The sequence below is a fragment of the Mesorhizobium sp. CNPSo 4670 genome (assembly GCF_057784235.1).
In genome coordinates, this window is record NZ_JBWJFQ010000031.1 from 43,193 (window position 1) to 61,120 (window position 17,928).

The 17,928-nt window shown below is 60.2% G+C and carries 19 protein-coding genes; 8 read left to right on the plus strand and 11 right to left on the minus strand.

The window, feature by feature from the left end; all coding sequences use genetic code 11:
- Positions 1 to 28: 28 nt before the first annotated feature.
- From AC0ZT5_RS32835 to derI, 3 genes are read left to right on the plus strand one after another with little or no spacing between them, the layout of a single operon-like run.
- Positions 29 to 805 carry a DeoR/GlpR family DNA-binding transcription regulator gene (locus AC0ZT5_RS32835; protein ID WP_488499811.1) on the plus strand — a complete coding sequence of 259 codons (777 nt, stop codon included), beginning with the start codon at positions 29 to 31 and terminating at the stop codon, positions 803 to 805.
- The gene (locus AC0ZT5_RS32840; RefSeq protein ID WP_488499812.1) at positions 802 to 1,572 is read left to right on the plus strand and encodes a triose-phosphate isomerase; all 771 of its coding nucleotides are present in this window, start codon (positions 802 to 804) and stop codon (positions 1,570 to 1,572) included. Before AC0ZT5_RS32835 ends, AC0ZT5_RS32840 begins: the two co-directional genes overlap by 4 nt.
- A 13-nt stretch (positions 1,573 to 1,585) precedes the next feature.
- Positions 1,586 to 2,047: a D-erythrulose-4-phosphate isomerase gene (derI, locus tag AC0ZT5_RS32845; protein ID WP_488499813.1), complete on the plus strand. Its 462-nt coding sequence runs from the start codon at positions 1,586 to 1,588 to the stop codon at positions 2,045 to 2,047.
- Between the two features lie 84 nt (positions 2,048 to 2,131).
- Here derI and otnC read toward each other — a convergent pair whose 3' ends face one another.
- The 11 genes from otnC to AC0ZT5_RS32900 are packed head-to-tail and all read right to left on the minus strand — an operon-like array spanning position 2,132 to position 13,071.
- On the minus strand, positions 2,132 to 2,776 hold the full coding sequence (gene otnC, locus AC0ZT5_RS32850; RefSeq protein WP_488499814.1) for a 3-oxo-tetronate 4-phosphate decarboxylase: 645 nt from the start codon (positions 2,774 to 2,776) through the stop codon (positions 2,132 to 2,134).
- Positions 2,776 to 4,047, minus strand: a complete 1,272-nt coding sequence (gene otnK / locus AC0ZT5_RS32855; protein ID WP_488499815.1) for a 3-oxo-tetronate kinase — start codon at positions 4,045 to 4,047, stop codon at positions 2,776 to 2,778. Before otnK ends, otnC begins: the two co-directional genes overlap by 1 nt.
- Before the next feature lie 4 nt (positions 4,048 to 4,051).
- A complete protein-coding gene (locus AC0ZT5_RS32860) occupies positions 4,052 to 5,530 on the minus strand; it encodes an aldehyde dehydrogenase (RefSeq protein WP_488499816.1) in 1,479 nt (492 codons plus the stop codon).
- A 14-nt stretch (positions 5,531 to 5,544) separates the two neighbouring features.
- On the minus strand, positions 5,545 to 6,255 hold the full coding sequence (locus AC0ZT5_RS32865) for a haloacid dehalogenase type II (RefSeq protein ID WP_488499817.1): 711 nt from the start codon (positions 6,253 to 6,255) through the stop codon (positions 5,545 to 5,547).
- A gap of 2 nt (positions 6,256 to 6,257) precedes the next feature.
- On the minus strand, positions 6,258 to 6,584 hold the full coding sequence (locus AC0ZT5_RS32870; RefSeq protein WP_488499818.1) for a putative quinol monooxygenase: 327 nt from the start codon (positions 6,582 to 6,584) through the stop codon (positions 6,258 to 6,260).
- On the minus strand, positions 6,581 to 7,693 hold the full coding sequence (locus tag AC0ZT5_RS32875) for an isocitrate/isopropylmalate dehydrogenase family protein (RefSeq protein ID WP_488499819.1): 1,113 nt from the start codon (positions 7,691 to 7,693) through the stop codon (positions 6,581 to 6,583). Before AC0ZT5_RS32875 ends, AC0ZT5_RS32870 begins: the two co-directional genes overlap by 4 nt.
- 11 nt (positions 7,694 to 7,704) lie before the next feature.
- On the minus strand, positions 7,705 to 8,415 hold the full coding sequence (locus AC0ZT5_RS32880; protein WP_488499820.1) for a GntR family transcriptional regulator: 711 nt from the start codon (positions 8,413 to 8,415) through the stop codon (positions 7,705 to 7,707).
- Between the two features lie 21 nt (positions 8,416 to 8,436).
- A complete protein-coding gene (locus AC0ZT5_RS32885) occupies positions 8,437 to 9,297 on the minus strand; it encodes an NAD-dependent epimerase/dehydratase family protein (protein ID WP_488499821.1) in 861 nt (286 codons plus the stop codon).
- 33 nt (positions 9,298 to 9,330) lie between these two features.
- Positions 9,331 to 10,308, minus strand: coding sequence for an ABC transporter permease (locus AC0ZT5_RS32890; protein WP_488499822.1), 978 nt, complete (start codon positions 10,306 to 10,308; stop codon positions 9,331 to 9,333).
- Complete coding sequence (locus AC0ZT5_RS32895; protein WP_488499823.1) at positions 10,298 to 11,884, minus strand: sugar ABC transporter ATP-binding protein; 1,587 nt, start codon at positions 11,882 to 11,884, stop codon at positions 10,298 to 10,300. The genes AC0ZT5_RS32890 and AC0ZT5_RS32895 overlap by 11 nt, the downstream gene beginning before the upstream one ends.
- Positions 11,885 to 11,940: 56 nt before the next feature.
- Positions 11,941 to 13,071 carry a substrate-binding domain-containing protein gene (locus tag AC0ZT5_RS32900; RefSeq protein WP_488480650.1) on the minus strand — a complete coding sequence of 377 codons (1,131 nt, stop codon included), beginning with the start codon at positions 13,069 to 13,071 and terminating at the stop codon, positions 11,941 to 11,943.
- A gap of 186 nt (positions 13,072 to 13,257) precedes the next feature.
- Between AC0ZT5_RS32900 and AC0ZT5_RS32905 the strand changes: the two genes are divergently transcribed.
- The 5 genes from AC0ZT5_RS32905 (at position 13,258) to AC0ZT5_RS32925 (ending at position 17,914) form a co-directional block, all read left to right on the plus strand.
- Positions 13,258 to 14,169 (plus strand): SDR family NAD(P)-dependent oxidoreductase, encoded by a 912-nt coding sequence (locus AC0ZT5_RS32905; RefSeq protein WP_488499824.1) that lies wholly within the window; start codon positions 13,258 to 13,260, stop codon positions 14,167 to 14,169.
- 201 nt (positions 14,170 to 14,370) lie between these two features.
- A complete protein-coding gene (locus AC0ZT5_RS32910) occupies positions 14,371 to 15,873 on the plus strand; it encodes an aminoacyl-histidine dipeptidase (protein WP_488499825.1) in 1,503 nt (500 codons plus the stop codon).
- 10 nt (positions 15,874 to 15,883) lie between these two features.
- Positions 15,884 to 16,354 (plus strand): cupin domain-containing protein, encoded by a 471-nt coding sequence (locus tag AC0ZT5_RS32915; RefSeq protein ID WP_488499826.1) that lies wholly within the window; start codon positions 15,884 to 15,886, stop codon positions 16,352 to 16,354.
- Entirely contained in the window at positions 16,354 to 16,758 is a 405-nt protein-coding gene (locus AC0ZT5_RS32920) for a cupin domain-containing protein (RefSeq protein ID WP_488499827.1), read from the plus strand. The genes AC0ZT5_RS32915 and AC0ZT5_RS32920 overlap by 1 nt, the downstream gene beginning before the upstream one ends.
- 85 nt (positions 16,759 to 16,843) lie before the next feature.
- Positions 16,844 to 17,914, plus strand: coding sequence for a sugar ABC transporter substrate-binding protein (locus AC0ZT5_RS32925; RefSeq protein WP_488499828.1), 1,071 nt, complete (start codon positions 16,844 to 16,846; stop codon positions 17,912 to 17,914).
- Positions 17,915 to 17,928: the final 14 nt, after the last annotated feature.

The window sequence follows — 17,928 nt, forward strand, 5'->3', positions numbered from 1 at the left end:
AGCCGGCGACGCAGCAATGGAGATGATCGTGAGACGAGAAGAGCGCAGGCAGGAAATCATCGATCTTCTCGTTGCCAGCCGCGCGGTTGAGCTTGATGATCTCGCCACTCGGTTCGCGGTCTCGAAGATGACCATACACCGCGACCTTGACGACCTCGTGCGAGCCGGTGTGCTGCGCAAAGTGCGCGGTGGCGCGACGATCGAACCAGGAACCCAGTTCGAGAGCGATTTCCGCTTCCGTGAGCTGCAGGAAGCCGATGTGAAGCGGTCGATTGCGGCCGCGGCGGCCGAGCTCGTCGAGCCAGGCATGACCGTCATGATCAACGACGGGTCAATGGCGGCGATGCTCGGCGACGTGCTGGCAAGAAAAAGGGCAATTACGATCATCACCAACAATGCAGCGATCATTGATCGCAACAAGGGCGAGAGCGGCGCCACGCTGATCGCTGTAGGCGGGGTCTATTCCTCCAAGTTCAACGCCTATTTTGGGATTGTCACCGAGGAGGCGCTTTCGCGCCTGCGTGCCGACATTGCCTTTGTTTCGGCGCCTGCCGCGTCGGGCCGCCTCGCCTATCACATGGACGAGACCGTCGTGCGCAGCAAGCGCGCCATGATCGCCTCGAGCAGACAAAGCTGCCTCCTGGTCAATAGCCGACGCTTCGGCCACACGGCGTTGCATGTACTCGCCGATCTCAATGATTTCAGCACGATCATCTCCGACAAACCGTTGCCACACCAAACGGCAGTCGAGCTCGAAGGTGGACAAACCGTCGTCAGGATCGCTACCGCAGAGGCAACACAATGACCGGGAACAAGCAGTTTTGGGTCGGCACCAGCTGGAAAATGAACAAGACCCTGGAGGAAGCCCGCGAGTTCGCCGATGGCTTGTGCCGCGCCGAGTCCGGCCGGCATGACCGCCTCCAGCGTTTCGTCATCCCGCCATTCACCGCCGTCCGTGAAGTCAAGAGGATGCTCAAAGGCACTTCGGTCAAGGTCGGTGCACAGAACATGCATTGGGATGATGAAGGCGCCTGGACCGGGGAAGTGTCGCCGGTGATGCTGAAGGACTGCGATCTCGATATCGTTGAGCTTGGCCATTCGGAGCGCCGCGAGCATTTTGGGGAAACCGATGAAACCGTTGGCCTCAAGACGGAGGCCGCCGTCCGCCACGGCCTCGTGCCGCTGATCTGTATCGGCGAGACGCTTGCGGACCGCGAAAGCGGTTGGGCGAGCCAAGTCCTGGCAACGCAGGTGCGCGGCGCGCTCGGCAAGCTGGCTGCCGGCCAGCGAGGGGCTCCGATCCTTCTCGCCTACGAGCCTGTCTGGGCGATCGGTGAACGTGGCATCCCTGCAACGGCTGAGTATGCCAACGCCCGTCATGCCGAAATCGCCAGGTTCGCCCACGAGATCCTCGGGCGTCGCATCCCCTGCCTCTATGGCGGCTCGGTCAATCCCGGCAATTGCGAGGAACTGATAACCTGCCCCGACGTCGACGGGCTCTTCATTGGTCGCTCGGCCTGGAAGGTCGAGGGCTACCTCGACATCCTGGCGCGCTGCGCCGCCAAAATCTGAAAAGGAGACGAACATGAAAATCGCTGTTGCAGGAGACAGTGCGGGCGAGGGGCTCGCCAAGGTTCTCGCCGACCACCTGAAGGATCGGCACGATGTGAAGGAGGTCTCTCGTACCGACGCCGGCCCCGAGGCCTTTTATGCCAACCTTTCGGACCGCGTCGGCTCAGCCGTGCTCAAGGGCGAATATGACCGTGCCATCCTTGTTTGCGGCACCGGTATCGGCGTCTGCATCGCGGCCAACAAGGTGCCAGGCATTCGCGCCGCCCTGACGCACGACACCTATTCGGCAGAGCGCGCCGCGCTCTCGAACAACGCGCAAATCATCACCATGGGATCGCGTGTCATTGGCCCGGAGCTTGCTAAATCGATTGCCGACGCCTTCCTCGCGCACAGCTTCGATGAGAACGGCCGTTCGGCAGGTAACGTCAAGGCGATCAACGAGGTTGACGCCAAGTACAATTTAGCGCCCCGCTAAGCCTGACGGCCTTCCTTGCACCGATGGCAACACCAGACAGAGATCGCAACAATTGTTGTCGGGCACGGCATCCTTTAGGGCGCCTCAGTTGCCGCCCGCCAACTCGTTTCGCTGCTCGGGAGTAAGCGGGCGCAACTCGCGCCCGTGGAGCATGAGGAACAGCTTGGCGGTCTCCTCGAGTTCTTCGGTAGCATATTGCGCCTCCTCGAGCGACTTTGCCGCGATGACCGGACCGTGGTTCGCCATCAGGACGGCGTTGCTGTCCTTCGCGGCCTCTTGCACCGCCTCTGCCAGTTTCTGATCGCCCGGGCGAAAATAGGGGACAAGCGGCAGGCGGCCGACCCGCATGACATAGTAGGCGGTGAGCGGCGGCAACACGTCTCTCTCATCAACGCCCTTAAGGATGCTGACGGCTACCGAGTAGGTCGAGTGAAGATGCACAACGGCGCGGCCGTGCGGGCGAGCGCAGTACATACATTGATGCAGGAAGGCTTCCTTGGTCGGCTTGTCGCCTCCAATATGCACGCCCTCGGCCGAAAACAACGAAAGCCGCTCGGGGTCGAGATTTCCAAGCGAAGCATTGGTCGGCGTCATCAGCATCCGCCCATCCGACAGTTTCACGCTCATGTTTCCGGTTGATCCGAATGTGAGGCCCCGGTCGAAAATTGACTTGCCGATCCGCGCGATTTGATCCCGTGTGTTTGTCTCTTCTGAAAGGGTCGCCGTCATCAGATTTTGCTCCAGGCATCGATGAAGAAATCTTTGCCGCCAAAATTCCCCGACTTCAGCGCCAGGGAAATCGGCCCCGCGCTGGACGGTGCGCTGACCCATGGAACGCCCGGCGCAATCTCGTTGCCGATGTCGAGCTGGTTGATGCCAAGCGACTTCACGACCGCACCGGAGGTTTCACCGCCTGCCACGATCATTTGCGAGACGCCTCCGTCAACCAACTCCTTTGCGATCCGCGCCAGCGCCGCCTCCACCATTTCGCCGGCTTGCGTCGCGCCGTATTTCGCCTGGTTGGCTTTCACCTCCTCAGGAGCTGCGGTTGCATAGAAGAGCACTGGCTTGTCTCCTACGCGGTCCTTGGCCCAACTGAGCGCATCGGCCACCACGTCCTGGCCATTCGCCAGCTTGCCGATGTCTATCCGGTAGCCCTCATGGTCCTGAAGCATCCGTTCGACTTGGCCGTTGGTCGCAGTCGAGCAACTCCCCGAGATCACGGCGCGAGCTCTTGTGCGAGCGCGGTTACCTTCGCGAGGGTAAATTGACGTTGGCCTTTCCATGAACATCGACCGCGCCAGCCCATAGGCAAGGCCTGAGGCGCCAGTCAGAAGCGGAGCCTCGGCGAATGCCCGGGCGATACTCTCCAGGTCGATATCGTCGATCGCATCGATGATGCCTATCCCGGCACCCTCCGCGCGTGCCTGCGCGGACCAGGTCCGTATCGCATCAACGCCACCTTTTACCGTCTCGTGATAGCACGCGACTATCTTGCGCTTGGTCTGCGGAGCAAGGAGCCGGACGAGATTGGAATCCGTCATCGGCGTAAGCGGATGGTTGCGCATCCCCGTTTCGCTCAAGGGCAGATCACCGACGAAGAGGTTGCTCTTGTAGACGGTGCGGGCGTTCGCAGGAAAGGCGGGACAGGCGATCGTGAAATCACTGCCTAGCTCCTCCAACATGGCGTCAAGCACCGGACCGATATTGCCCGCGTCGGTGGAATCGAAGGTCGAGCAGTACTTGAAAAAGAACTTCGATGCTCCGCGGCGCCGAAGCCAGCGAAGCGCCTGCAGCGACTGGCTGACGGCCTCCCCCGGTTCGATGGTCCTCGTCTTGAGCGCCACGACGATGGCGTCCGCGCCGACCTCCTGCCGGTCGGGCGGGGTGCCAATCATGACCGTGGTCTTCATACCGCTTTTGGCAAAGATGCCAGCGACGTCTGTTGCTCCGGTGAAATCGTCAGCGACGCAGCCGACGGCGAGTTTCGGCGCCGCCATCGCCTCACCTCATGATGAAGGGATTGGCGACACTGCTGGCCGTGGAGATCATGACGCTCTTGGTCTGCAGGTAGTTCTGGATCGAAGCCAGCCCATTTTCGCGGCCGATGCCGGAGTGCTTGTAGCCACCCAGCGGCGACATGTAGCTGATCGTTCGATAGGTGTTGACCCAGACCGTACCTGCCTGGATGGCCGCCGAGACGCGCAGAATGCGTCGCATGTCCTGCGTCCAGAACCCGGCGGCGAGCCCGTAACGGCTGTCATTGGCGATCTGGATGGCTTCCTCGTCGGTGTCGAATGGAATGACCGCCAGCACGGGACCGAAGACCTCTTCCTGGGCAATGCGCATGTCGTTTCGCACCGACGAGAAAATGGTAGGCTCGACGAACCAGCCCTTGGAAAACTCTGGGTTGGTCGGCCGTGCGCCGCCCAGGACGCATTCCGCACCTTCTTGTCTGGCGACGTCGATATAGCCGAGGATCTTCTCCAGTTGCGGCGGCGTCGTCACTGGACCAACCTGCGTGGAAGTCGAGAGCGGATCACCCATGCGCGCGGTTTTTGCCAGGGCGATCACCTTTTCAAGGAACTGGTCGTGGATCTTGCGCTCGATGAGCAGACGCGAACCGGCAATGCAGGTTTGGCCCGTGGCTGCAAATATGCCGGAAATGACGCCGTTGACCGCGTTGTCGATCTCGGCGTCAGCAAAGACGATGTGCGGACTCTTGCCGCCAAGTTCCAGGGTGACCTTCTTAAAACTGCGTGCGGCCGCCTCGCCAATCTTGCGGCCGGTGGCCTCGCTGCCGGTGAAGGCGATTTTGGCGACATGCTCGTGGGTTGTCAGTGTCTCGCCGACATCGGCACCGAAGCCTGTGACGACGTTGAAAACACCGGGCGGGAAACCGGCTTGTTCGACGAGCTTGGCGAGTTCAAGGGTCGAGGCTGAGGTGAATTCCGAGGGCTTGGCGATGAATGTATTGCCTGCTGTCAGGGCGGGGGCCAGCTTGTAGGACAAAAGAAGAAGCGGTGAGTTCCAGGCCGTGATGCCGACGCAGACGCCCAGCGGCTCGTGCCTCGTGTAGTTGAAGGTCTCGGGCTTATCGATCGGGATCACCGCACCTTCGATCTTGTCCGCGAGGCCACCGAAATAGTGATACCATTGTGGGATGTACTTCAGCTGGAACAGCATCTCGTTGATAAGTTTGCCGTTATCGATCACTTCGATCTTCGCCAGCCGCTCGGCGTTTTCGGCGATCAGATCGCCGAGCCGCCGCAAAAGATGCCCGCGCTCGCTCGCCGTCAGCTTTGGCCACGGGCCGCTTGTGAACGCCTTGTGCGCAGCATTGATCGCCCGCTCCGCATCCGGCTTTTTTCCCTTTGGAATGGCCGCCCAGGCTTCGGCGGTGAAAGGATTGTAGGAAGCGAAAGTCTCGCCATCGGCTGCGGCTTCCCATTTGCCGTCAATGAACATCTTGTAGGTTTGCATCGTCATCACCTTTGCTAGCATCCCAGTTGTTGCGCCAGATGCTCGAGATCGTTGGCGACGAAATCCCAGTCCTGCTCGGCTTCCAGATCGGTGACTTGGCCAGGCCCATGCTCGGTCGGCCGCAGGATGAACGCAGTCTTGAGGCCAACGTTGCGGGCGGCGGCGAGGTCGTAATTGTGTGCCGCGCACATCATCACGGCGGCAGGCTCAAGATAGAGCATTCTACATACACCCTCATACGTCTCGGGGTCGGGCTTGTAGTGCCGGAAGAGCTCGCAGGAGAAGATCGCGTCCCAAGGCAGATCGGCACCCTTGGCCATATTGACCAGAATAGCGACATTGGCGTTCGACAGCGGACCGATGATGAATTTCCGCTTCAGGCGATGAAGCCCGCCCGACGCGTCCGGCCAGCCCTTAAGCCTGTGCCAGACCTTGTTGATGTGCATCATCTTCGACTCGTCCAGAATGGGCAACGCCAACTCTTCAAATACGGAGTTCAGGGCCTCGAAATGCAACTCGTCGAGGTTCGTCCACGGCAGTTCACCGCGCCGCACGCGCGCCTTTTGCGGGTCGTAGCGGCCTCTCCAGCGATCAACGACGTCGGCCCAGTCGACAGTCAAACCTTCTTTACGACCCCATGCAGACAGGTCGGCGACGATCGAGCCGCGCCAGTCGACCACGGTGCCGAAGGTGTCGAAGACAATAGCCTTGATGTCGTTGGCCATCGCTATTGTCCTTGCCATACCGGGAAAACACGGTTGAACGTCTCAACCCTCTTCTCCAGCACCCAGGGTGTGGTGGCCTCATTGAAGCGCGCAAAGTGCCTTGACTGGAGGTGGATGTCGAAGTCGATCTGGCTGCGGTAGAATTCGTAAAGGTAGAAGCGACCTGGCCGTTTCGGATCCTGGCACACGTCGAAGACGATGCAGCCTGGCTCTTCGCCGAGCGATGCCGCCGCGTTTTCAATCATCGCCGCCTGGAAGTCATTGATGTGCTCCTCGCCGACCACCAACTCCACCGCAACCACCAACCCTCCCGCGCTCTCACCGCTCATGCCACCTCCTTGCGGACTGCCCTGAGTGAATCAATTACCGAGCGGGTCATGTCAGCGCAGTTGGCGCTTCCACCATATTCCATTGGAACCGCGAGATTGCTCGAAAGTGTATGCTCAACGGCTTCCTCGATTAGGCTTGCGGCATTGGCGAGGCTTTGTTCGCCGTGCCGAACCGCGAGCCAATCCAGCATCATCGCCGCCGAGAGGAACATGGCGCTGGGATTGGCGAAGCCCTTGCCCGCGATGTCGGGCGCGGTTCCATGGGCAGGCTGGAAAAGCCCGTGATTTTCGCCAATGTCAGCAGATGGCGCCATACCCATGCCGCCGATCAGGCCCGCGGCCAAATCCGAGAGGATATCTCCGAACATGTTCTCGGTTACCAGCACATCGAAGGTCCAAGGCTTCTTGACCATGTTGAGCGCCAAGGCATCGACATAGGCGTGGTCCCTCGTCATGTCCGGATGGCGCGTCGCGACTTCGTTGAAGACCTTGCGGAAGAAGGCCATCGATTGAAACACATTCGCTTTGTCGACGCAGGTCACATTTCCCGGCTTGCCGCGACGCTTGCGTTGTGAGGCGATCTGGAAGGCAAACTCCACCACGCGCTCTGTACCAGCCCGGGTGATCTGCATGGTGTCATAGGCTTCCTCATCGTCGCGGATTTCACCGCGGCCACGGGCATAAAACAAACCTTCCGTCTGCTCGCGCACGATGACAAAATCGATGTTTTCGGCCCGAGGGTCGGTCAGCACCCGCGGCAAGCCGGGAAACCACCGAATCGGCCGCACGCCGGCGAACAGGCCGAGCTCCATACGAAGATCGAGCTGCGGGATGATTTCGGTGCCGTCGGGAAAGCGAATGTCGGGCCAGCCCATCGCTCCAAACAGGATGGCCTCGGCCTTGCGACACGCCTCGAGCGTTGCACTCGGCAACGCCTCGCCGCTCTCCGCATAATACTGCGCCCCCGCCGGATATGTTTGGAACGTTAGCGCCGGGGCGCCGACGAGGTCGAGGGCGGCCTCGACGAGTTCAAGGCAGGCGGGCATGACCTCCCGGCCGATTCCGTCGCCGGGAAGCACGGCGATAGTGAGCGTCTGGTTCTTCATCATTTTCGATCCAGTCAGAGATGGTTCAGTCCAAAGCGATCAAGCAGATCGAGGAGCTCCCGCCCCGCCCGCTGCCTGTGTTCCCGGTGGATGCGTCCGGCGTTCGCAACATCACCGGCCCGGATAGCCTTCACGAGCTCAGCGTGATCGCGGGTCGAGTTCACCGGCTTCGGCCGCATTTTGAGGGTCAGCATGCGCACGCGGTGAGCCCGGTCGATGAAATTCATGACCACCGACTTCAGCATTTGGTTGCCGCCGAGATCCAGAAGCAGTTCGTGGAACCGCGCGTCGGCCTGCGCCCAGCGGTCGAGGTCGTCGGCGGCGAGCGCCTTGTCCATGTCGGCGGTTGCCCGTTCCAGCCCGCTGAGTTGCTTGTCCGTTAACGCGCGGCCGGCCGCGAGCTCGGCGGCGGTGCTTTCGAGCGACGTGAGGATTTCATAGATTTCCTTCATGTCCGACGTCGACACCGGCAAGACGCGCATGCCGTGACGTGGAACAACGGAGACCAGTCCCTCCTGCTGAAGACGCATCAGCGCTTCGCGAACAGGTGTCCTGCTCATCCCCAGGCTTGTTGCGACCTCCTGCTCGGTGGCCTGGAAACCGGGCGACCATTTGTTCTCCAGAATCAACCGGCGGATTTTCAGATATGCCGTGGTCGTCATCGTCTTGGCGAACGTCTCATCCTTGATCAGGTGAGCGGCTTCCGGTTTCGTGGCAGTGGCCATTTCTTTCCCTATTCGTTCGCTTCACGATCCGGCGTAGCGGCGCCAGCTGTGTTCGGGGTTGTACCCGAGCACCGATTTTGCCTTTTCGATTGACAGCAATGTCTCGTTATCCCCGACCTGCCGCTTGAAGGGTACGCCTGGGTAAAAGCGCTCGACCAGCTCATCATTGGGCGTCATCATGACACCGTCCTGGTTGGCGATAATGAACACCTCGGCTCCCTTACCGCTCCATTCCAGAGATTTGCGGATTGCCTGTGCGCCATCGCGGGCGTCGATATAGGTCCACAGGTTGAACCGGCGCCCGCCCGGATTTTTTTCGAACGCCGGGAAGTCGGCGTATTCGCTCTCTTCCATGACGTTGGAAAAGCGCAGGCACACGATTTTCAGGTCCTTGTCCCAGCGGCAGAACTGTTTGGCCATCTCCTCGCCTAGATGCTTGGACAGCGAGTACGAGGTTTCGGGACGCGGAGCATAGTTCTCGTCGGCGGGGAAATAGTCCGGCTTGATCGTGTAGGGAATGCCCAGCAGCGTTTCGCTGGACGCCCACACTACGTTCTTGATGCCAAGAAGGCGGCAGGCCTCGAAGACATTGAAGGTCGAGACCGTGTTGACCCTGAAGACCTCGGCCGGCGCGACCTTACCCGGCATCGGGATAGCGGCAAGGTGCACGACCGCTTCGGTTTTGCGGTTATGGTCCCAGTCAAAGCCGGTAATGGCTTCAAGGGTTGCCCGCATGTCCTCAAAGTTGACTTTGATGAAGGGGCAGAGGTTTTCCCGCGGCTCGATCGTATCGGCATTGATGACGTCATGCCCATTATCAAGCAGATGCTTCACCGTCGCGCGTCCAAGCTTGCCGCTGCCGCCTGTTACCAAAACTCTCATTTCAAGATCCTCGTCTGATGTTGCGCCACTCGCTTACCGGCCGCGCCCGATGGCGACCGCGAGGATGATCAGGACCCCGCGGGCGATGAGCTGTTGGCTGTATTCCAGTCCGGCAAGGATCAAGCCGTTGTTGATAACGCCGATCAACAGCGCTCCGACGATCGATCCGATCACGGTCCCGCGTCCGCCGAAAAGGCTGGTGTCGCCAAGGACGACCGCGGCAATGACCGAGAGCTCGTCACCTTCTCCAAGCTGAAACCTGCCGGACTGCAGACGGCCGGCATAGAGCATGCCGGCGATCGCGGCGGCCAGGCCGGTCAGCAGCAGCACCTGGAACTTGACCTTTCTGACGTTGACGCCGCTATAGCGCGCCGCGATCGGATTGCCGCCAGCCGCCATGACCTGACGTCCGAACGGCGTCTTGCGAAGCGCTACGTGAGCGAGCGCGCCGAGGACGGCGACCCACACCACCAGCACAGGTAACGGGCCGATGTTGCCGGACCCGAAGGCGAAGATGAAGGCGTCGTCGACGACCGGCACCGGAGAGGTGCCGCTGACCCACATGCCGACGCCTCTGGCAATGCCCATCATGCCGAGCGTCACCAGAAACGAGGGAATGTTGAGATAGGCCGTCAGCCCGCCATTCACCGCGCCGACGAGAAGCCCGAGCGCCAACCCGGAGGCAACGCCGGCTACGATGCCGTACTGCATGAGCGCCATGCCGGCCACAACGGAAGTCAGGCCGGCGATCGCGCCAACGGAAAGATCGATTTCACCGGCGGAAAGCACGAATGACATCGCCATCGCCATAATTGCAACGATCGCCGTCTGGCGCAGGATGTTGAGCAGGTTGTTGGCCGACAGGAACCCTCGCTCCTGCAGCAACACGGCGAACACCACAAAAATTGCAACGAACCCTATATAGACGACATAGTCGCGCCAATTGCCGTACCACGGCTGGGTTTGCGCCGCCGGGAGCTCCTTTTTGAGGGCTTTGGTGTCAATGGACATTTTGGCTAGCCTTCTGTATCGCGACCTGCAATCCCAGTTCTGTCCGGATCAGCGCCGACTGCGCTTCGTCACCGACGGCAGTGGCCCAGCCGTCGATCTCCTCACGATCGATTTCTCGCGCCAGCCGGCCGTTGCTCAGCACCAATATGCGGTCGCTTGTCGCCAGCAGTTCCGCCGGCTCCGATGAGATGACGATGACCGACTTACCCTCGGCTGCGATGCCACGGATCAATTCGACGATCTCGGCCTTCGATCCGATGTCCACACCTGCGGTCGGCTCATCCAGGATCACCACGGACGGGTCGGTGGCAAGCCATTTCGCGATGACGATCTTCTGTTGATTGCCACCCGAAAGGTTCCGAACCCGATTCTCCGCTGACGGCGTCTTGATCCTCAGTCTCGCAATGAGGTCCGAGGTCAGCACGCTTTCCTTCCTTCTGTCGATGAACGGCCCCTTGACCAGACTTCCGATTTGCGGAAGCCCGAGATTGTGACCGACGCTGTGTTCGACGACCAAGCCTTCGTCATGCCGGCTCTCCGGGATCAGCACGATCCCGGCATCGATTGCGTCAGAAGGGGACCTCAACTCCAGGGGCTTACCGCCCAGCTCGATCGTGCCTGCCGTCTTGGCGTCCACGCCGAACAACACGCGCGCCATCTCGCTGCGGCCCGCGCCCATGAGCCCCGCGATTCCCAAGACCTCGCCCTTGTGGACGTCGAAGCTGATGCGATCAGGTTTTCCGTGCGGTCCCGAAAGGTCCCGGACTGTGAGCGCCGGTGGACCCGTCCTGTCGACGGGATGGGGGCGGTATTCGAAGCCGGTGACACGCTTGCCGACCATATGCTGGACGATAAGGTCAAGCGTGAAGTCCGCCATCTTGCCGCTAGTGACGTTCTGCCCGTCCCTGAGGATCGTGATCTCGTCGGCAATCGTCATGATTTCAGTCATACGGTGTGACACGTAGATGATTGCCGTGCCGACGGTCGTCAATTTGCGCAGCATGCCAAAGAGCGTGTCCACTTCCTGCGCGCTCAGCGATGATGTCGGCTCGTCGAGTATCAGGACGCGCGCTTTCTGGGAGATTGCCTTGGCGATTTCGGTGAGCTGGGCCTGGCCCGGGCTTAGGTCCGAAACGGGCGTATGCGGATCGACCGTCAGATTGAGCTCGCCGATGATCGAGGCTGCAAGTTCGTTCTCGCGGCGTTGGTCAACCAACATGCCGAACCGCCTTGGCTCTCGCTTCAGGAAGATGTTCTGCGCAACCGAAAGCGTGGGGATCAGGCTGAGCTCCTGGAAGATCATCTCGATTCCGAGGCGACGCGAATTTTCCGGGGAAATGGTCAACATCGGCTCGCCAAAGATTTTGATCGAGCCATCGGTGGGGGTGACCACGCCTTGCAGTATCTTGAGCAAGGTGCTCTTGCCGGCGCCGTTCTCGCCTACCAGCGCATGAATGGTGCCCGGCCGAATCGTCAGGCTCACACCTCGCAGCGCCCGCACACCACCGTAGGACTTCGTGATGTCGGTCATGGTGACGGCCGCGACATCATCATGCGCCTTCTTCGGGTCGGTCATAGCGCTTTCCATCGCTGTGCTAAAGTGGGGAGCGGCGAACGCCGCTCCCCAGGTCCTCATTTCATCGCCTTCACGAGAATCTCGGGAGCCTGATCGCCATTGGAAAGAGGCCATGCCTTGAGCAGATTCTCACGCGAAACGGCGAGCGCTGGAAGCACGACGTAGGGGGGAGCTTCCTTGGCAAGCAGTGCGTAACCGGCCAGGACGCCTTCCGCGTATCCGGCGCCGAACGGACGTTGCGAGCCGGTGCCCTTGACGTAGCCCTTCTTGGCCATGTCGAGCGCTATGTTGACGCCAAGGTCGCACGTGGTGATCACAAGATTCGTGGACGCCCCGACAGACCGCGCAGCCGACAAAACGCCTTCCGTTGGAACGTCCCATACCGCCCAGATTCCGTTCAGGTTGGGGTGCGCGGTCAGCATCGCGGAAGCTATGCGCTCGGACTCACCAGAGAAGTCGGGGCCACCGACGCCTTGTTCCTCGACTACCTTGATATCGGGGAATGCCTTAATCGCTTCCTTGAACCCGACCACGCGCTCGACCGTCGCGAACAGATCGGAGGCGTGCGGAATAAGCGCAATTTCGCCCTTGCCGTCCAACGCCTCCGCCATCAGTAGGGCCGCGACCTTCCCCATGCCGCGATTGTCGGACGACACCAGGCTGACATAGTCCTTGCCGGGCTTCATGCCGGCGCCCGCCTGGTCGAGAAAGACGATCTTGATCCCGGCTGCAGCAGCCTTCATGTAGGCTGCGGCCGTTGCCGACTGCTCCGCAGGTACGGTTATCATAATATCAGGCTTGAGCGCCATGACGCTCTCGATGTCGGCCACCTGCTGCTCGGCACGGTAGCCGGCGTCGGTGACGGCGACGATCTTGACGCCGAGTTCATCGAGCGCCTTCTTCTGGCCAGCCATCTGAGCCTTGGCCCAATCCGAGGCCGTGTAGTGCATGACGATGGCAGCCGTGGCCTTCTTCGCCTTTATCTTTTCGATCTCCTCAGGGGTCAGCTTCAGGTCGCTGGCGAGGGTGGCCTTTTCGCCGTTCGGTCCGGGGGCGGGATTGCTTTCGATTTCCTTGACTTGCTGCGTAATGTCGATCGCGTAAGCACTGGGCGTATAGGCGGCGCTAAGCGCGAGCCCAGCGATCATCGCCAAGCTGCGAATTGGTTTGCGGATCTCCAGGCTCATTTCGTTCCTCCCATGGACAAAATTTTCAATGAGTACGCCGTTGCATTCGGTAATGTATGCATTAAAATAGGCCCTGATGCAAGTCAATTTCGTAGTGCCCTTCTCAGGCCGCAAGCAATCAGCAGGCAACGCTGCGCGCGCGATTCGCCGACTGTGTTGGAGCCGTTAAAACCCAACGGAGGAAAAATGGCCGAGCGAACAGATCAGATCATCGCCCGCGGCAGAGTCGCGGTCGTCACCGGCTCAGCCAAGGGAATTGGAGCAGCGTTAGCGCGAAGGTTGGCCGCTGAGGGAATGCGGCTTGCCCTGTTCGACAAAGATGCTGGAGCCCTAGACGACTTGTTGTCTTCGCTCGAAGGGGAGCACATCACGATGGTGGGCGACGTGGCGGACCGGTCTGCCGTGGAGCAGCTATGCAATGAAGTATATCACCGCTTCGCAGACGTAGCGTTGCTCATTAACAACGCAGCTATCGCTCAGCGAGCTGGCCCGTGGGATGACGGCAAGCTTTGGCGACGGCAGATGGACGTGAACTTCTTTGCCGTTGTCGAAGCCCAGCATCTTTTCGTTCCCAGGATGATCGATGCCGATCGCCCTGCCGCGCTTGTCAACCTTGGATCGAAGGAAGGGATCACGACGCCGCCAGGGAACGCCGCCTATTCTGTAGCCAAGGCAGGTATCAAGGTTCTGACTGAGCAACTATCCCACGAACTCCTGAAGGCGACGGACGGTAGGGTGACCGCTCATCTGCTGGCGCCCGGATACACCTGGACGCCGATGAACTTCTCCGGTCTGAACCCTCTGTCCGACCAGAAGCCCGAAGAAACCATGGACAGCCGAGCAGGTCGTGGAGTTGTTTCTCGAACGGTTCCACAACGAAGACTTCTACATCATCTGTCCAGACAATGCAGTGACGCCGGCGCTGGACGCCAAGCGCATTCGCTGGGCAGCCGAAGATATGATTCAGAACCGCCCGGCGCTGTCGAGGTGGCATCCCGACTGGAAAGCCGAGTTCCCGCGCTGGCTTCAGCAGACATGAGGCGGTGCGCACACCAAGCGGCGCCAGCGGCCGGTGCCGCGACGACACCTAGCCGTTAGATGAATTTTTCTCACCCATTTCGACAAATAATGCGTTTGAAATGTCGAGAGAGACAGATGATGTTGCAATTGCAAAGGCGCCCTTAGCGGTTCGTCTGAGCTGAGACGGAGGAATTGCAGCTATCACAGCGTTATCTGCCGCTGAACATAATTCGGCGAACGCTGAGATATTGTCTGATATTCACATGGGAGGATAGGCAGATGAACGTATCTGCTGGAATAGTCGCGCGCTCAAAAAACAATTCAGTTCTGTCGGGTTTGGAGCCCGCGATATTCTTCGGGTTCTTCGAGGAGATCAGCGCGATACCGCGCGGGTCCTTCAACGAAAAGCAGGTCAGCGATCATATCGCAGCCTTCGCTCGGGCAAGAGGTCTCGAAGTATATCAGGATGACGTCTGGAACCTCGTTATCAAAAAGCCGGGCACCCCAGGCTATGAGAACGCTCCCACGCTCATTCTGCACGGCCACACCGACATCGTGTGCGAAAGCGATGAGGGGGTCGACCATGACTTCCAGAACGAAGGCATCAAGCTGAGGGTTGTCGGGGATTTTATCCATGGCACCGGGACGACACTGGGTGCGGACAATACGGTCGGTGTCGCATTTGCCATGTCGTTGCTTGCTTCCGACGATATCGCGCACCCACCTCTCGAAGTGGTCCTGACCGTTCAGGAGGAAGTAGGGAAGGGAGGCGCCCAGTATCTTGATAGCGCCAAGCTGTCTGGCAAGCGTCTGCTGGACATGAACTGGCATGATCCGAAGTCCTTGTTCGCCGGCTGCGCGGGCGACATCTCGGCTCGCTTTCAGATCCCGCTCAAACTAACGGAGCGCCTTGCCGGCCAGAAGGCGGCTGTGCTTCGTGTTTCTGGCCTCAGCAGCGGGCATTCCGAGTTCGACATTCATCTGGAGCGCGCCAACGCCATCGTCCTGCTTGGACGGCTGCTGCGGTTGGCTATGAAGCAATCCGGACTTGGCGTCATTCAGGTGAACGGCGGCGTCAATCGCTATGTCATTCCTGGCGAGTCAGAGGCCTTAATCTCCGTCGATCCGGCTCAGTTTGCGGCGCTGCAGGGCGCGATCGAGGCGGAGGGCAAGACACTGGCCGCAGAGTACTCGGTTAGCGACCCCACCCTCAAGGTGAGCCTGATCGAGACTGACAGTGACGCCACCTCGGTGTTTGCGCCCGATGTGGCAAGGGCAATGGTCAGCGCAATGAACCTGCTGCCGAACGGCGTGCAGAGCCGCAGCCTGGTGGTGGATAGTCTGGTGGAGAGCTCCAACACGGTGGCTCTGCTGTCCAGCGACCAGGAGCGGATCGAGATCGTGTCCACCATTCCGAGCGCGGTCAGCTCGCGTCGCTACAACATCGTCGACCGCATCCGTGAACTGTCCGAGGTCATCGGGCTCGGTTCATCAGTCGAAACATTCGCTGATTGCCCGGAGTGGCCGTACAATCCGAACTCGCGCATGCTGGCTGCCGGTCGCGCTGCCTATGCCAGGGAATTCGGCGAACTGCCCCATGTCGAGGTTTCGCATTCGAGCCTCGAACTCGGTCTTTTCAGGAAGAAGGTGCCGGACATCGACATGCTCTCGATCGGGCCGGAGGCCTTCGATGTTCATACAACGCGCGAACGTCTGAACCACACGACGGTGGCGGCCACCTGGCGCCTCCTCAAGGCGTTACTCTCCGAACTGCGAACCTAAGGCGACCACAATGGCGAAACTGCCGAGCTATTTTGGGAATTTTCCCCACCCACCGAGCGAGAAGCGGCCGTTCCATCTGACGACGGACCGCTTCAAGATGTTCATTTATACGGGCAACAAACCTTATTCGAGCGACCTCAACTATTTGCTCGCCAGCACCGACAAGATGACCACGGGGATCTATCAGCTGGCCCCGGGCAGCAACTTTGACCCTGCGGACATCCATGCAGGAGACGAAGTCTACTACGTCCTCGAGGGCGTGATTCATCTCCTCAATCCGGAGACCGGGCAGACCGAACGCCTGGCGCCCGGGGATTCCATACTGATCCCCAAGGGGGTTCCACACCGCGGCTACAATTTCGCCGACCAGGCGGCCGCGATCCTGTTCTGCATTGCCCCACGCATCTGGGACGAGAGCGGTCCGCCGACCGGTTATGCTGGAGCGACACGGCTGTTCAAGTCCGAGAGGAGGGCTTCCTGATGAGCCTCGACAAGATCGGCAACTGGCCAGTCGATGGCGCCGAGGCCCGCCGCAAGGGCCATTTGGTCAAGGTTGCCAAGGAAAATCGCCTCAATCTCGTTTGGGGCCAGGATCATCCTGTACTGATGGAGCTATGCGTCAGCAACGATTACATGCATGCCGGTGAAATCGTCATCCCGGTGGGCGGAATAGGCCCCAGGGCAAGCGAACCGGTTAGCCACGAGGGCGATGCCGTATTCTACGTGCTGAACGGTCCTGCGACCTTCTATGTCGCCGCGACTGACGACACGTTCCACATCCGCGAGAGGGAGGGTTTTTTCCTGCCTGCCGGCGTCAGCTATCAATGCCTTAACTACGGCTCCAGCCCGATCCGCATGGTCTTCACCATAGCGCCAGGTCTCTGAGCCTCAGACCACGTCGATTTTGGAATGCATCCGCGGAGTGATCCCGCGGGCAAGGACTTGTCTTGTCACAACCAGGGAGGATCTCGTGACCATAGTGAAACGTACATTGGCCGGTGCCGTCGCCATCGCGGCAGCCATCGCACTGCAGCCCGCGTTCGCCGGGCAAGTAGACTACAACGCCGTGTTCCCCGGCATTCTGATGGACAAGGACATCAAGCCGACCGGGCAGGAAATGAAGCCCGTCAAGAAGGACAATCGCCCGCTCAAGGTCGGCTTCCTGCCCACCGCGATGGATACCTATTACCAGCGGGTGCTGGCCGGCGTGAAGGAGGAGATCGACAAGCGCGGCGGACCCGATCAGATCGAGCTTCTCGTTCAGGCTCCGAGCAGCCAGTCCGCAACCGATGACCAGATCAGAGCCATGGAAGCCTGGATTAACGACGGCGTCGACGCGATCGCCGTGGCACTCTACAACGAGGGCGCCTTGCTGCCATCCATCCGTCGGGCGACCGAAGCTGGCATTCCGATCTTCCTGTTCAACTCCCCGGTAGCCGACAACCCCTATTATGTCAGCGATATCGGCTACGATCAGAGCGATGGTGGCCGTGCCCAGGCGCAGTGGCTCGTCGACACTTACGGTGACAAGGAGGTCAAGATCGGCATCCTCGAAGGCCTGCCTGGCCCGCACACCAGCCAGCGCATGAAGGGGTTCAACGAGATCATCTCCAAGCACCCGAACTTCAAGATCGTCGCCGAGCAGCCCGCCGGCTGGGTTCGCGCCCAGGGCCTCAGCGTGACTGAGAATATGTTCACCGCACATCCCGAAATAGAGGTCCTAGTCGCGCTCTATGACGAGATGGCGCTAGGCGGCCTGCAGGCTCTCAAGGCCAAGGGTCTCAACGGCAAGGTCGCGATCGTCGGCTACGAAAACATGAAGGAAGCAAATGATGCCATCCTGACCGGCGACTTTGCAGCGACTGTCGATACGGGTGCGAAGGAAGAGGGCCGCAACATCATCCGCGCGGTCGACGAGTTCCTGATGAAGGGCAATCCACTGCCGAAGAAAATTTTCGTCGCGCCAAAGACCTATGACGCCAAGAACATAAAGACCTTCGACCAGAACGACTACGTCTACGTCCAGCAGCCGAAAACGTAACGCCGTCACGGCCT